Below are 12527 nucleotides of genomic sequence, written 5' to 3'. Positions count from 1 at the left end.
CGAACCGCGAACTCATGACCCGGCTCAACACCCGATAGACACGCCGACCAGTCACCTGCACCACACCTGTTGCACCAGCTAATTCCAGCACAACAGCGGCTGACCTGCGGAAACACCGAGTTTGAGCGCCCGGCACAGTCCCTGACCCCCAGAGAAGCACCGCCACTCCGGCATTGGCCTGCACACCCCGGCCTCGGTCCATCTGGGCACCGTCGGCCAGATCCGGGCCGAGCGTGCCCGGACGCTCCAGGCCGCCTACGCCGCCAACCCCGGCCGGTTCCGCCGTAAGCCCACTCCGCCCAGCCTGCCCACAGCCGTCTGGATCAACGAGCCCTCCAAGGAGGAGACCAGCTCCGATACAGAACAAGTCGCCTAAAACGTCTCAATGCTCTTAGCAGCATCTGAACTGATCGTGGACGGCTACCGTTTGGGTGTCGGCAGGGGGAAAAGCACTCGACACCTGGTCTACCAGGGCTACGTGAACTACCTGGGTACGCCTGACCTCGGCGGCTTTCACACCGCTAGAGCTCGCCGGCTCTATGAGGACATGGAATGGGTTCACCCCATGAACCGCTTTAGAGGCCGATCCTAGGAAGCGTTGTCGTCAAGGACAAACAAGAACGCCCCGCGCATAGTCTGCACGGGGCGTTTTGGCTGTTCAGGTGGTGTGGTCAGGGGCGGGGTCGAACCGCCGACCTTCCGCTTTTCAGGCGGACGCTCGTACCGACTGAGCTACCTGACCCGGTGGTGATGAGTCATCCACCAGAGCGGTCCTGACGGGACTTGAACCCGCGACCTCCACCTTGACAGGGTGGCGAGCACTCCAAACTGCTCTACAGGACCTTGCTTGCCGGGAGCTTGTGACTCTCGGCCCTTTGCGCTCGCTTAGCCTACCAGCTCTCCGGAGATCTTTGACCTCCGGTCTTACTGGTGAGCGTCAGCTCACACGTGCCCCCAACGGGATTCGAACCCGTGCCGCCGCCTTGAAAGGGCGGTGTCCTAGGCCGCTAGACGATGGGGGCTCAGGGCTCTCACCCTGGTTCCGTGACGCCTTCCGTCGGAGACCTCTGAAGCATAGGGGACGTGGGCCCTCGATGCCAAAGTGGTCATCGCCGGAATGGCGACTCGGTGCCAGAGTCCTCTCCCGTTGGCGACGAGGTCGGAACCGGCTCCGGAGAAATTGTACGGCCAGGCTCGCTCTCCACGTGACGCTGGATCTGGACCCATTGCTCCCCAAGGCCCCCAAGCGTCACGTCGTCCCAGGCCTGAAGGCGGTGGGAGGTCATGTCGAAGTAGAGCACCGAGGCCTGGATCGGCGTGGGCTCGTCGTGTTCGAGGCCCCGCAGGCCCGCACCACCGGTGGATCCCTGGATCATGAGCCGGGTACCCGAGGGAAGCATCTCGGTCGACCGCTCGTGGACATGGCCGGCCAGGACCAGTGGTGAGGCTCCGCCGAACGCCCGTCCGACTGTGGGATCGTGAACCGCGACGACGTCGACAGGGATCTTCTTGCCACCCGGATCTCCAGAACTGCCCGAACCCGCCGCATTCGTCTTGCTGTTCGTCAGCTTGGACGACGGGGATGGGGATGTCTCAGGTGCGGGCTTCGAGGCGGCCGACTTCTCGTCGCCCTCCGCGGGCGCCAGACGGGCGGCGTGAGCGCGTCCGAGATCCAGCAGCATCTGGGCGTCGGATTTGACGTCGACGGTCTTGTCGGGGGTGAACCGCGGGTCACCGAGGCCGTAGATCCGCAGGCCCTCTACGGTCTTCTCAGCGCCGTCCAGGACGATCGCGTTCTTCTGCCGGGCGACCGCCCGCTGAGTGGCGATCGAGTCGTGGTTTCCACGGACGTACACGTACGGAACCCCGAGCGTGCCGATCTCCTCGACGAACTTGTTCTCCGCCTTCGTCCCGTGGTCGGCGATGTCACCGGTGTCCAGGACCATATTGATCTTGAATTGATCCTTCAGCGAGCGGATCATGTTCCAGGCGACCGGATTGAGGTGGATGTCCGAGACGTGCAGGACTCGCAAGGTGTTCGGATCCGGCGAGTACACCGGGAGCGTGGTCCCGGCGTGGTAGAGCTGGGAGACGTTGGTGACCAGCTTCGCGAGCTGGCCTCGGTACTCCGAGAAGCGCGAGACGATCGACTCGGCGCTGCCGATGAGCGAGGGCACACCGGTGAGCAGGCCGGTGTACCGGGGCTCCGCGATGGATCGGGGATTGAAGGTCATCACCGACAGCACTCCCACCAGGGCCACCGCCGTGAAACTGCTCAGGCCCGTCCATAGTGCCCATCGCCATCTACGGAAGACGATGAGGCCGGTCAGAAGCCCGCCGGCGACCGCGAACACCACTGCTCTGATGACGAGCTCTCGCAGGCCCGCCTGGAGGTCGGCCTCGATGAGGTCGGGCAGGGTCTCGGCCCAACGAGGACTCTCCAGTAGTTGCTGGGCGACATCCGCATGAATGCCGTCCAGGCTGAGGCTCAGTTGTAAGGGCCCGTGATGTGAGTCGAACCTCAGGGTGCCGAGAGGTCGTACGTCCACAACCGTCTGGCCGCCCCAAGACGGTTGCAGGCTCATCCCGATCTGCGCGGGGCCCACAGTGGTGCTCACATGGGCGCCTATGGCGATCCCCAGCCAGGCTCCGGCCACCGCGACGATGCCGATCAGCAGGACGTTTGCCGTCCGGCGTACGGCACGTCGCTCGTTCAGCCGCCGGCCGGCTTCCCTCAAGCGCATGAAATTCATCGTCGTCTTGCCTACCCGAAAACACGGCCTCACTCATAGCAGCCACGAGTCATGCTCCGTGTCGGTGATAGTCAAGAAGGTTCTGCTCGGCCCCGGCGGCCCGTACCCCGCCGCTGACCGTACGCGCTACCGCGCCGTCGCGTAGCGGTGACACGATTGAACGGTGATCGAGGTTTCGCGGGAGAAGTTCGAGGAGCTCGTGGCCGAGGCGCTGGACACGATCCCGCCCGAGCTGGCTCATGTGATGGAGAACGTGGTGATGGTCGTAGTGGACGATCCACCCGAGCCAGGGCTTCTCGGGCTCTATACGGGCATCCCGCTGACCGAGCGGGGCGAGTGGTACTCGGGCGTCCTCCCCGACCGGATCGAGATCTACCGGAACTCGATCTGCGGGATCTGCGAGACAGAGGACGAAGTCGTCGAGGAAGTACAGATAACCGTGGTCCACGAAATCGCCCATCATTTCGGGATCGATGATGACCGTCTGCACGAGCTCGGCTGGTAGGCAGGCACGGCGCGCCGACGCCGTACTCCTCTGTGACAGCCTGCCGACCTGGCGGGACTCCTCTGGACATAGCACCTGATAACGGCCTCGCGCTGGGATCCGTACGGCCACGAGGGTTGCGCAACCGCGCCCGGAGTCGGCACCGTAGGTGACATACTGAACACGGTCTGTCAGGAACGGCTCAGCGAGCGCAGCGGAGACATATGGCGGTCACGAGGCCAGGCCGGCTGCCCGGGCGGCACCGCCGCTCGCCGGAAAGCCAAGCGACGTACACCGAGGTAATCGCCATCGGCGAGTTCCGTGCGCTGTGGGTCGGTCAGTGCCTTTCCTTACTCGGCGACCAGCTTGCCCAGGTCGCGCTGGCTCTGCTCGTCTTCGAAAGGACCCGTTCCCCGCTCGCCACCGCCGCCGTCTACGCGCTGACCTATCTCCCGCCGATCCTCGGCGGTCCGCTGCTCGCGGGGCTCGCCGACCGGTACGCGCGGCGCCAGATCATGATCGTCTGTGACCTCACGCGGGCGGTTCTGGTCGGCCTGATGGCCGTGCCCACCATGCCGTTCCCTGTGCTGTGCGCCCTGGTCTTCTGCGTGGTGCTGCTCAGCTCGCCCTTCACGGCCGCCCGGGCGGCGCTGCTGCCGGAGATCCTCGAAGGTGATCGGTACGTCGCGGGCTCCGCGCTGCAGAACATGACCAACCAGGGTGTGCAGATGCTGGGCTTCGCCGCCGGGGCGGGGGTGATCGCGGCCATTGGCGCTCATCGTGGCCTCGCGCTTGACGCGCTGACCTTCGTGGCCTCGGCGCTGATCCTCGCGGCCGGCGTGCGGCGGCGGCCCGCGCCTGACTCTCAGGACGATGGTCACACGTCCATGTGGGGCATGACCAAGGCCGGGGCCCGGCTCGTCTTCGGCGACAGACGGCTGCGCACGCTCGTCCTGTTCGCCTGGCTCTGCGGCTTCTACGTACTTCCCGAGGGCATCGCCGTGCCGTACGCCGCGACGCTCAGCGACGATCCGAGAGGCGTCACGCTGATCACGGGGCTGCTCATGGCCGCCATGCCGACGGGGACTGTGCTGGGGGCCTTCGCGTTCAGCCGCTTCGTGGCGCCGACCGGGCGCCTGCATGCCATGGGATGGATGGCGATGCTCAGCTGCGCTCCCCTCATCGGGTGCGCGATACGGCCTCCGCTGGCCGTCGTGCTGGCCCTGTGGATTCTCGCCGGGGTGGGCGGGGCGTACCAGCTCGCGGCGAACGCCGCGTTCGTGCAGTGTGTTCCGGCCAACCGCCGGGGCCAGGCCTTCGGGCTGGTGCAGTCGGGATTGCTCGCGGCACAGGGCATCGGGATCCTCATCGGCGGTGCCGCCGCGCAAGCACTCGGCCCAGAGCCGGTGGTCGCCCTTGCCGGAGCGGCGGGGCTGTCCGTGGCCGCGCTACTGGCCATGCTCTGGACCGAGTCTCGTACCGAGATAATCACCAAGGTCCGCACCCAGGTGACCTAGGCGTTGGTGGGGGGCTCGTCCACCGGCGACTGCGGCCGGCTCGTCGGCGACTGCTGGGGGGCCGGAGCGGAGTAGGGAGCCTGGTCCGCGTACGGGGGCTGGTCGGCGTAGGCGGGCCTGTCGGCGTACGGGGGCTGGTCGGCGTTCTGGGGCCGCGACGGCTGCTGCCAGTAGGAGGAGCCCTGCTGCCAGGTGGTCCCTGAGCCGCTCTTCTGCTTGTTGATCAGGTCCTGGACGATCGAGGTGTTCTTGCCCTCTTCGGGGATCAGCAGCCACGCGACGGCGTAGATGCCGATGCCGAGGCCGCCGAAGAAGGTGGCGACGGCGAGGCCGAGCCGGATGATGTTGGCGTCGATGCCGACGAACTCGGCGGCACCCGAGCACACGCCGGCGACGATCCTGCCTTCGCGGGTGCGGCGGAGTTCCTTGGTGGTGGAGTGGCCCTGAATGTTCATCTCGTTCATGGCTTCAGACTGCCCTGGGGGGCCTCGTTCGCACATCGGGATTCCCCCTGGCCCGACCCTGGTGACCCCCTGAAGCCTGCTAACGTTCAAGGAACCGCTTGGGCCTCACCCTGACAGGGAACCACGTCGGGTGAAGGCCGCGTCGCCCGACTCCAGACCGTATCGAAACGGGCTAGAGGGGAAGGCAGTCGCGCAGGGGGCGGTACGCTCAGTACCCTGCAATCTAGCTGGGCCGCTAGCTCAATGGCAGAGCTGCGGACTTTTAATCCGTAGGTTCAGGGTTCGAGTCCCTGGCGGCCCACCAGCCAAAACACCTGTTTGTGGATCTTGGCGTCGCCTGCCACTACAGCCACTTACTACAGCCAAGAGGGTCGGACTCCCGATCCGGGGAGGCCGACCCTCGTTCTCGTTTCATCACCCGAACAGCTTCTTGGCCACCGCATCGACGGCCGCCCGCTCCACCTCGGGCAGCACATGCGCGTACGTGTTCATGGTGAGCCCGATCTGACTGTGCCCTAGCGTCTTCATCACCGTCCTGGGCGAGGCCCCGCAGGCGATCAGGAACGACGCGCAGGCGTGGCGGAGGTCATGCAGCCGCAACCAGTCAAGGCGACAGCGCTCCGCGCCGCCGCACGGCCCGCCGCCCGCCGCACGCAGCGCTCGCCGTACCAAGCCTCACCCGCCGACCAGGGACGCGCCGTCGCCGGCCCCGCCACTGCGTCCACACAGAGGACAGCTCGGGCCCAGCCCCTAGGCTCCCTTGATCTTCTGACAAGATCAAGGGATGCTGCGACTCACCGATTTCATCATCGACTGCCCGGACACGATGAAGCTGGCGGCCTTCTACCCCGAGGTGACGGGCCGTCCGATCAAGGAAAGCAGCCACGAGAACTGGGCTGGCATCAAGTTCGGCGAGGTCGAGCTGGCCTTCATCCGGGTGGACGACTACCGCGCTCCGCAGTGGCCCGACAGCGAGCACCCCAAGCAGTTCCACCTCGACTTCGAGGTGGACGAGATCGAGTCCGAGCAGCGCCGCGTCCTCGACCTCGGCGCGAAGCTGCAGCAGGACTTCATCGGCCCCGACGGCTACGGCTGGCGAGTCTACACCGACCCGATTGGCCACCCCTTCTGCCTGTGCCGCAACAAGGGCGTCATCTGGACCGACCAGGGCCTGATCTGACCCAAGCGTGACTAGCTACGGGTCAGCCACCGCACCCATACAGGTCGCGATCGCGCTGTGGCTGATCACCGAACCGGTTGACGGCGATCGAAGGTCGGGGCTTCATTCGTCAGCCCGGTCCACCGTCTCGGAGGGCGCGGAGGGTGCACAGGCCGAGGGGACCGGGGCCACTGGGCACGAGACGGAGAGGCCGAATCTCAGGTACATCCGTACTAGTTGACCCCCTCTTGGCCTTTGGACAGTCGTTCGCACCCGTGCCGGAAGCGCTGCCGCTTGATCTGCCAGAAGACGCGGATAACGCCCTTCTCCAGGTCGACGTACTTCCGCCGCCGCCCGAGAGCTTCACGCTGCCGAAGACCCAGAGCAAGCGCTACAGACCACCGCGTGCCGTTCCTCTGGTCTTTGGCACTCTCCAACCGACTTGACACGCCCCGCCCGTCGGATGTCTCAGCCCCGGCCCACCGGGGAACCGGTTGCTGTCCTGCCTGCCGCTGATGCCCTGCGGTACATCGTGAAGGTGCCGGACGTGACGAGAGATCAGGACAGGGTGTCCTTGATCTTGATCTGGCCGTCGTCGATCACGAACTTCTGGTTGGTGTTGTTGCTGTCGCACTGCCACAGGTACACCTTGGTGCCGTTGCCGCGGCCGTTGGTGGCGTCCAGGCATAGGCGGTTGCCCGAGTGGAGGGTGGATTTGAGGATGATCGCGCCTCTCCGAATGACCCAGAGCTGGTTAGCGTTTCCCAGGCACTGCCACTGGTAGACCCGGGTGCCGTTGGTGCGGCCGTTGGAGGAGTCGAGGCACATCACCTGGCTCTTGCCGATGGTGTCTTCCACCTTGATGAGGCCGTCCTCGATGACGAACTTCTGGTTGGTGTTGTTGCTGTCGCACTGCCACTGGTACATCAGGGTGCCGTTGCCACGGTTGTTGCTGACGTCGACGCACATTGGGGGCCCGGCCGGGGCGGTGCGGCCGGCGGGCTGTCGAGCGGAGGCCACGGCGGGCAGGGTGGTGACCGCGCCTACTGCGGCAGAGATGACGGCGACGGCTAGCAGACGGCGAGCAAGCATAGTTGCCTCCCAGGAGAGTTGATCAAGACTCAAGCACCATGTCATGACCTGCAGTCATTGATCAATCACTCCGTGTATACGCCTTCTGCGCGTCGGAATGTGATGCCAGCCAGAGACACGAAGCTGTGACGGTTGTCGGGCATCCGGGTTGCAGTTCGGGTTGCAGTTCAGGGTGATCCAGGACCGTTCAGAGCGGGCCCCATAAACCCGCTGACCTGCATTGAACTGCCTGGAACCATGATCGTCCGAGCTTTGATCCGTAGGTTCGGGGGTTCTAGTCCCTGGCGGCCCACCAGCGAAAACACCCTTGGACTGACCTTCATCCGAGGGTGTTTGCTAACACTTCTGCTAACGGCGGCCTACGGGGCCGGCTTCAGCGCTTGAGCGAAGACATCGGCCGCCGACGCTTCTGCCGTCCGGTACACCGTCAGCGTGATCACGGGGTCGGCATGGCCGAGCCGAGCGGCGACCACGTGCCCCAGCGCGCCTGCGAGGAGAAGCGTGGTCGCGTGGATGTGACGAAGGTCGTGCAGCTGAGCGAACGGGAGCGGTACCGCGGGCGCCTGTCCCTTGGCTTCCGGTCGCACCATTTGTAGAAGCAGGCCTGCGACACGCCCAAGGCTCGGCAGGTCAGCACACGTGGGGGATGTCGTGATCGGGCTTCTGGGAAGCGATGAAGGCCGCCACGCTCACCGGCCCGTCGCCTCCTTCACCCAGAGGACCACCGAACGGCTTGTATGGCGCTGGGCCTGCACCCTCATGACGGTGCAGGCCCAGCGCGGTGGTGTCACTTAGGTGATACCAGGGTCAGTTCATTTGATGACTGCGAGGGCGTGGACGACACCAGCGCCGAAGAAGCTGTTGTCGTCGACGGTGCCGGTGCAGGACGCGGTGTTCTGCGGGCACGGCTTGGATTCGGCCCGCGCCTTGAGCTCGCTGATCATCTGGGCCGGCGACCAGGACGGGTGCGCCGACTTCATCTGTGCCATGACGCCGGCGACGTGTGGGCTGGCCATCGACGTACCGCTCTTGGTGCCGTAGCCGTCGGCCCCCGTCCGGGTGTTCCACGTTGTCGAGTAGATCGACGAGCCGGGAGCCGCGACGTCGATCTTGCCGAGGCCGTAGTTGGAGAAGGACGACCGGACGCTGTCCAGTGTGGTGCCCACGCGCTGCAGGGACGCGACCGTCACGACACCGTCGAGCTCAGCCGGAATGTCGTTGCAGCGGTTGTTGATCGTGCGCACGGTCGGCTTCGGCGCGTCGTTGGGGCTGCCCGTGTCCACGGTCTTGTTGGCCATGTCGTAGTTGGAGTTGCCCGCCGCAGCGACGTTGACGACGCCCTGCTTGGTGGCCCACCCCACGTAGCCGCAGGTCAACAGACCTAGGCGACTGTGATCGCAATCGCCTTCCTGAAGCGGATGCCTCTGGCTCAGGGCGCGCTGTCAAGACGGTCCTGTCGCGCGGGGCTGGACAAGCGGGTGTATCACGTTGGGCCTGTTGGTGATGACGCCGTCCACCTGGTCGGAGATGAGGCGGCGCATGATGTCGGGGTCGTCCACGGTGTAGGCGAAGAGCTTCATGTGGTGACGATGGACGCCTTGGACGTACTCCGAGGTGAGCCGCTTGTACGGCGTGTCGATGTAGCCGGCGAACTTGGCGAGTTCCGGGATCTGGGCGGGGGTCGGCGTGCCGAGCAGGCCGATGGACGCTTCCGGCATTTCCTGGTGGAGCTTTCGCATCGAGTCCCAGTTGAATGACTGCACGACGAGCCGGCCGGGGCGCAGCCATGAGGGGTTCTGCCGCAGCTCGCGGGCGACGCGGGCCTCGATGCCCGGGGAGAGCGTGGGCGACTTGATCTCCAGCAGCAGGCCGAGCCGGTTTCCGTCCATCGCGTGCAGCGTTTCCGCGAGCGTGGGCACCCGTTCACCGCTGTATTTCCGGGCGAACCAGGAGCCCGCGTCCAGCTTCTGGATCTCGGCGAGGGTGAGGTCGCCGACCCGCCAGGGCGCCCGGTCTGGGAAGACCCTTGCGACGTTGGTGGTACGGGTGAGCGTCTTGTCGTGCATGACGACCAACTGGTGGTCCTTGGTCTCCCGGATGTCGAGCTCGAACATGTCGGCATGCTGCTGTTCCGCCAGCTTGAAGGCGGCGATGGTGTTCTCCGGGGCCTGCGCGGACGCCCCCCGGTGAGCGACATTGATGATCGTGGCCGTCGGTGCGGCGGTCGCAGTGGGGACGGCCGCTGTCAGGGCCACCAGCGTGGACGTGAGGGTGAGGCCGAGTCGTCGCAACATGGGTCTCCTCAGGCTTAGTCAGACACCTTCGCCCAAATCTGACATTTATCCGCGACGAATAGTTGACGCATGAGTAACCCATGAATGCCGCATAAATGAGGATTTGATCTGCGGCTGGGAATCAGGAACCGCCGTAGCACGGGCAGTAGCTACCGGACACTCGTTTCTGGGTAAGCGGGCCACGAGCACGTACGTGCGGCAGCATTCGACCTGGCGGACACCAACGGAAGTCGATCAAGGAAGGGTGCGCTCTGAGCAGCCCCGCGAGGCAGTGCTTCGCAGGGCTGCCGTTGTCCATCGGGGCTAGCCGCCGATGCGGCTACTCATCGGAGCCGCCGTTGCAATACTGCTGCTCCCACCTCGCGGTCCTGTAGTCGTAGCAGTAGTAGCAGCCGTCATCTCTCCACTTGCACAGGCCGGGATTGGGCTGGGCCGAGGAGCAGATGTTCGGCGCGGAGGCCTGCGCGGTGCCGGTGACGGTTCCGGTGACGAGGATCGTGGACGCCGCCAGCACGACGGCGAAGAGCAAACGCTTGAGCATCAGAGATCACTCCCTGAGGTGAGGCCGAACCCCCGATTGACGGGGATGACGAGCGTCGGATCCGGGTCCCGGGATACGCCGATGCGGCGCTGACATCCCTCAGACTAATCGCGGCATCACACGAAATCTCCCAGCCAGCGGCAAAACATTATTTTTGCCACATAACTCCATAAATGGGATCATCCTCATTTATCATATAAATGCGGCATTGTATCCCAGCTAGCCGCTGCGGGCCTTCGAGCCGAAGAGTCGTACCGCCGACGGCAGCTTGGATGGCACTTCCCTGCGGGTTTCAATGCGGTGCCACAGGGACGGAAAATGACAGGCAAGGAAATTGGCAACGCGGACTCCCGGGAAGAGCGACGCGAAACCGCTTCCACGCCGTTGTCTCACCCCTCTCAGCCGAGCAGGAGCAGCCTCGCGGCCGTCGGGCGTCGTGAACGCGAGCGTCCTTTCACCCTCGCGGCGTGCCGAGTCCCTGCCGCTCCGTCACGCCATTCTGACCCCGCCATTGACAGCGGGACCGGCTGATCGTAACCTCAGCGCGAGCCTACTGTTAGTAAACTTTCTTAAAGAAAGGACCTTTCGGTGGCCCGTCCCACCATGGCAAGGAGGCGGGTCGCCCGTCGGCACGTACGCATGGCAGGCCACGGCACCGGCGGCCATCACCACTCTCGGCACCAGTCACCCCCACCGCTGAAGGATCCCTGTGCCCAGACATTTCGTGAAACGCTCCCTCGCCGTACTCTTCGGCGTCACCGTCGCGGCCTCCATCGGCTTCGCCGTCAGCCCTGCCGGCGGCGCCGTCACCAAGCAGGCCGCCGCCGCCCCGTTCAAGGTTCTCGCCTTCTACAACGGCACCTGGGACGCCGCGCACATCGACTTCGACAAAGAGGCCAGGGAATGGTTCCCCACGGCCGGCGCCCAGTACGGCTTCACCTGGGAGGCGACGACCGACTGGAGCCGCCTCAGCGCCGCGGGCCTGTCGCAGTACAAGGTCATCATGTTCCTGGACGACGCCCCGCCCGCGAGCCAGCGCGCCGCGTTCCAGACGTACATGCAGAACGGCGGAGCCTGGATGGGCTTCCATGTCAGCGCGTTCACCACTGACCCCAACTCATGGAGCTGGTACTACAACACCCTCCTGGGCTCGGGCGCGTTCCAGACGAACACCTGGGGACCGACCGCCGAGACCCTGAAGATCGAGGATCGCGGCCACCCGTCCACGGCGGGACTGCCGGCGACCATCCAGTCCTCGGTGAGCGAGTGGTACTCGTGGAGCCGCGACCTGCGACAGAACCCCGACATCGACATCCTGGCGTCGATCGACGCCTCCAGCTTCCCGGTCGGCACCGACCCGAACCAGCAGTGGCGCAGCGGCTTCTACCCGGTCATGTGGACGAACACCAAGTACAAGATGCTGTACGCCAACTTCGGCCACAACGGGATGAACTACTCCACGAACACACGTACGTCGTCGACCTTCGCGAGCGCCCAGCAGAACCAGTGGCTGATCAACGGCCTGCTCTGGCTGGCCGACGCGGGCGGCACCACACCTCCCACGACAGAACCGATCTCCCCGACGACGTGGTACTCCGTCGTCAACAAGGGCAGCGGCAAGTGCGTCGACGCCCGCGCGGCTGGCACGACCAACGGAACCGCGATCCAGCAGTACACCTGCAACGTGACCAACGCTCAGCAGTACCAGTTCGCGCCGACGAGCGGGAGTTTCGTCCGCGTCAACAACCGCGGCAACAGCGCCCAGGCGCTCGACGTGACCAACGTGTCGACCGCCGACAACGCCCCGATCCAGACCTGGACGTACGGTGGCGGCAACAACCAGCAGTGGCAGCCGGTGTCCGAGGGTGGTGGCTACTACCACTTCGTCAACCGCAACAGCGGCAAGTGCCTCGACGTCCCCGCCGCCTCGACCGCCAATGGGGTCCAACTCGTCCAGTACACGTGCAACGGCACGGCCGCCCAGTCCTACCGGCTGGTCGCACAGAGCTGAGGCGGCGTCCGTGAACCGGAGTGGTTCCGAGGCGCGGGAGCCTCGGGGCATCACGACGACCGAACTGCGGGAGAACGCGGTCATCATCGACAAGGACCAAACGACGACATCAACGACGAAGACCTCGAAGACGGCCCGCTGAAGCCGTTCATCGATGAGCTTCGGCGTGGCGGTCATCTGGAGACGGCCCCGGGTGGTTGACAGAGATCAGC

12 protein-coding genes and 4 tRNA genes are annotated in these 12527 nt (G+C 65.3%); 5 read left to right on the top strand and 11 right to left on the bottom strand.

The annotated features are described in order from the left end of the window. Positions 1 to 668: 668 nt before the first annotated feature. From AB0O34_RS12380 to AB0O34_RS12365, 4 genes are all read right to left on the bottom strand, one after another. A tRNA-Phe gene (locus AB0O34_RS12380) sits at positions 669 to 742 on the bottom strand. Between the two features lie 26 nt (positions 743 to 768). Continuing rightward, positions 769 to 843, bottom strand: a tRNA-Asp gene (locus tag AB0O34_RS12375). 106 nt (positions 844 to 949) lie between these two features. Then, positions 950 to 1022, bottom strand: a tRNA-Glu gene (locus AB0O34_RS12370). 84 nt (positions 1023 to 1106) lie between these two features. Continuing rightward, the gene (locus AB0O34_RS12365; RefSeq protein ID WP_363915412.1) at positions 1107 to 2744 is read right to left on the bottom strand and encodes a metallophosphoesterase; all 1638 of its coding nucleotides are present in this window, start codon (positions 2742 to 2744) and stop codon (positions 1107 to 1109) included. A gap of 172 nt (positions 2745 to 2916) precedes the next feature. On the opposite strand from AB0O34_RS12365, the gene AB0O34_RS12360 reads away from it, so the two are divergent. After that, entirely contained in the window at positions 2917 to 3258 is a 342-nt protein-coding gene (locus tag AB0O34_RS12360; RefSeq protein WP_358554417.1) for a metallopeptidase family protein, read from the top strand. Positions 3259 to 3461: 203 nt separating this feature from the next. Next, positions 3462 to 4754, top strand: coding sequence for an MFS transporter (locus tag AB0O34_RS12355; protein ID WP_363915411.1), 1293 nt, complete (start codon positions 3462 to 3464; stop codon positions 4752 to 4754). Here AB0O34_RS12355 and AB0O34_RS12350 read toward each other — a convergent pair. Further along, positions 4751 to 5218, bottom strand: coding sequence for a PspC domain-containing protein (locus AB0O34_RS12350; RefSeq protein ID WP_363915410.1), 468 nt, complete (start codon positions 5216 to 5218; stop codon positions 4751 to 4753). The genes AB0O34_RS12355 and AB0O34_RS12350 overlap by 4 nt on opposite strands. A gap of 229 nt (positions 5219 to 5447) precedes the next feature. Here AB0O34_RS12350 and AB0O34_RS12345 point away from each other — a divergent pair. Continuing rightward, positions 5448 to 5522, top strand: a tRNA-Lys gene (locus AB0O34_RS12345). A gap of 110 nt (positions 5523 to 5632) precedes the next feature. Here the strand turns inward: AB0O34_RS12345 and AB0O34_RS12340 are convergent. Next, positions 5633 to 5818, bottom strand: coding sequence for a tyrosine-type recombinase/integrase (locus AB0O34_RS12340; protein WP_363915409.1), 186 nt, complete (start codon positions 5816 to 5818; stop codon positions 5633 to 5635). Between the two features lie 184 nt (positions 5819 to 6002). Here AB0O34_RS12340 and AB0O34_RS12335 point away from each other — a divergent pair, with 184 nt between their 5' ends. Next, complete coding sequence (locus AB0O34_RS12335; protein WP_363915408.1) at positions 6003 to 6398, top strand: VOC family protein; 396 nt, start codon at positions 6003 to 6005, stop codon at positions 6396 to 6398. A 537-nt stretch (positions 6399 to 6935) separates the two neighbouring features. On the opposite strand, the gene AB0O34_RS12330 is transcribed toward AB0O34_RS12335, so the two are convergent. The 5 genes from AB0O34_RS12330 to AB0O34_RS12310 all read right to left on the bottom strand — a co-directional run bounded on the left by AB0O34_RS12330 (position 6936) and on the right by AB0O34_RS12310 (position 10304). Continuing rightward, the gene (locus tag AB0O34_RS12330; RefSeq protein WP_363915407.1) at positions 6936 to 7469 is read right to left on the bottom strand and encodes an RICIN domain-containing protein; all 534 of its coding nucleotides are present in this window, start codon (positions 7467 to 7469) and stop codon (positions 6936 to 6938) included. Between the two features lie 359 nt (positions 7470 to 7828). After that, on the bottom strand, positions 7829 to 8059 hold the full coding sequence (locus tag AB0O34_RS12325) for a hypothetical protein (protein WP_363915406.1): 231 nt from the start codon (positions 8057 to 8059) through the stop codon (positions 7829 to 7831). A 222-nt stretch (positions 8060 to 8281) separates the two neighbouring features. After that, positions 8282 to 8845, bottom strand: coding sequence for a S8 family serine peptidase (locus tag AB0O34_RS12320; protein ID WP_363915405.1), 564 nt, complete (start codon positions 8843 to 8845; stop codon positions 8282 to 8284). A 66-nt stretch (positions 8846 to 8911) separates the two neighbouring features. Then, complete coding sequence (locus AB0O34_RS12315; RefSeq protein ID WP_363915404.1) at positions 8912 to 9763, bottom strand: glycerophosphodiester phosphodiesterase family protein; 852 nt, start codon at positions 9761 to 9763, stop codon at positions 8912 to 8914. A gap of 319 nt (positions 9764 to 10082) precedes the next feature. Continuing rightward, the gene (locus AB0O34_RS12310) at positions 10083 to 10304 is read right to left on the bottom strand and encodes a hypothetical protein (RefSeq protein WP_363915403.1); all 222 of its coding nucleotides are present in this window, start codon (positions 10302 to 10304) and stop codon (positions 10083 to 10085) included. A gap of 709 nt (positions 10305 to 11013) precedes the next feature. Between AB0O34_RS12310 and AB0O34_RS12305 the strand changes: the two genes are divergently transcribed. Next, positions 11014 to 12315 carry a ThuA domain-containing protein gene (locus tag AB0O34_RS12305; RefSeq protein ID WP_363915402.1) on the top strand — a complete coding sequence of 434 codons (1302 nt, stop codon included), beginning with the start codon at positions 11014 to 11016 and terminating at the stop codon, positions 12313 to 12315. Positions 12316 to 12527: the final 212 nt, after the last annotated feature.

This window comes from Sphaerisporangium sp. NPDC088356 (assembly GCF_040685555.1).
Classification (GTDB): Bacteria; Actinomycetota; Actinomycetes; order Streptosporangiales; family Streptosporangiaceae; genus Sphaerisporangium.
This window is presented reverse-complemented; position numbering and strand designations above follow the sequence as displayed.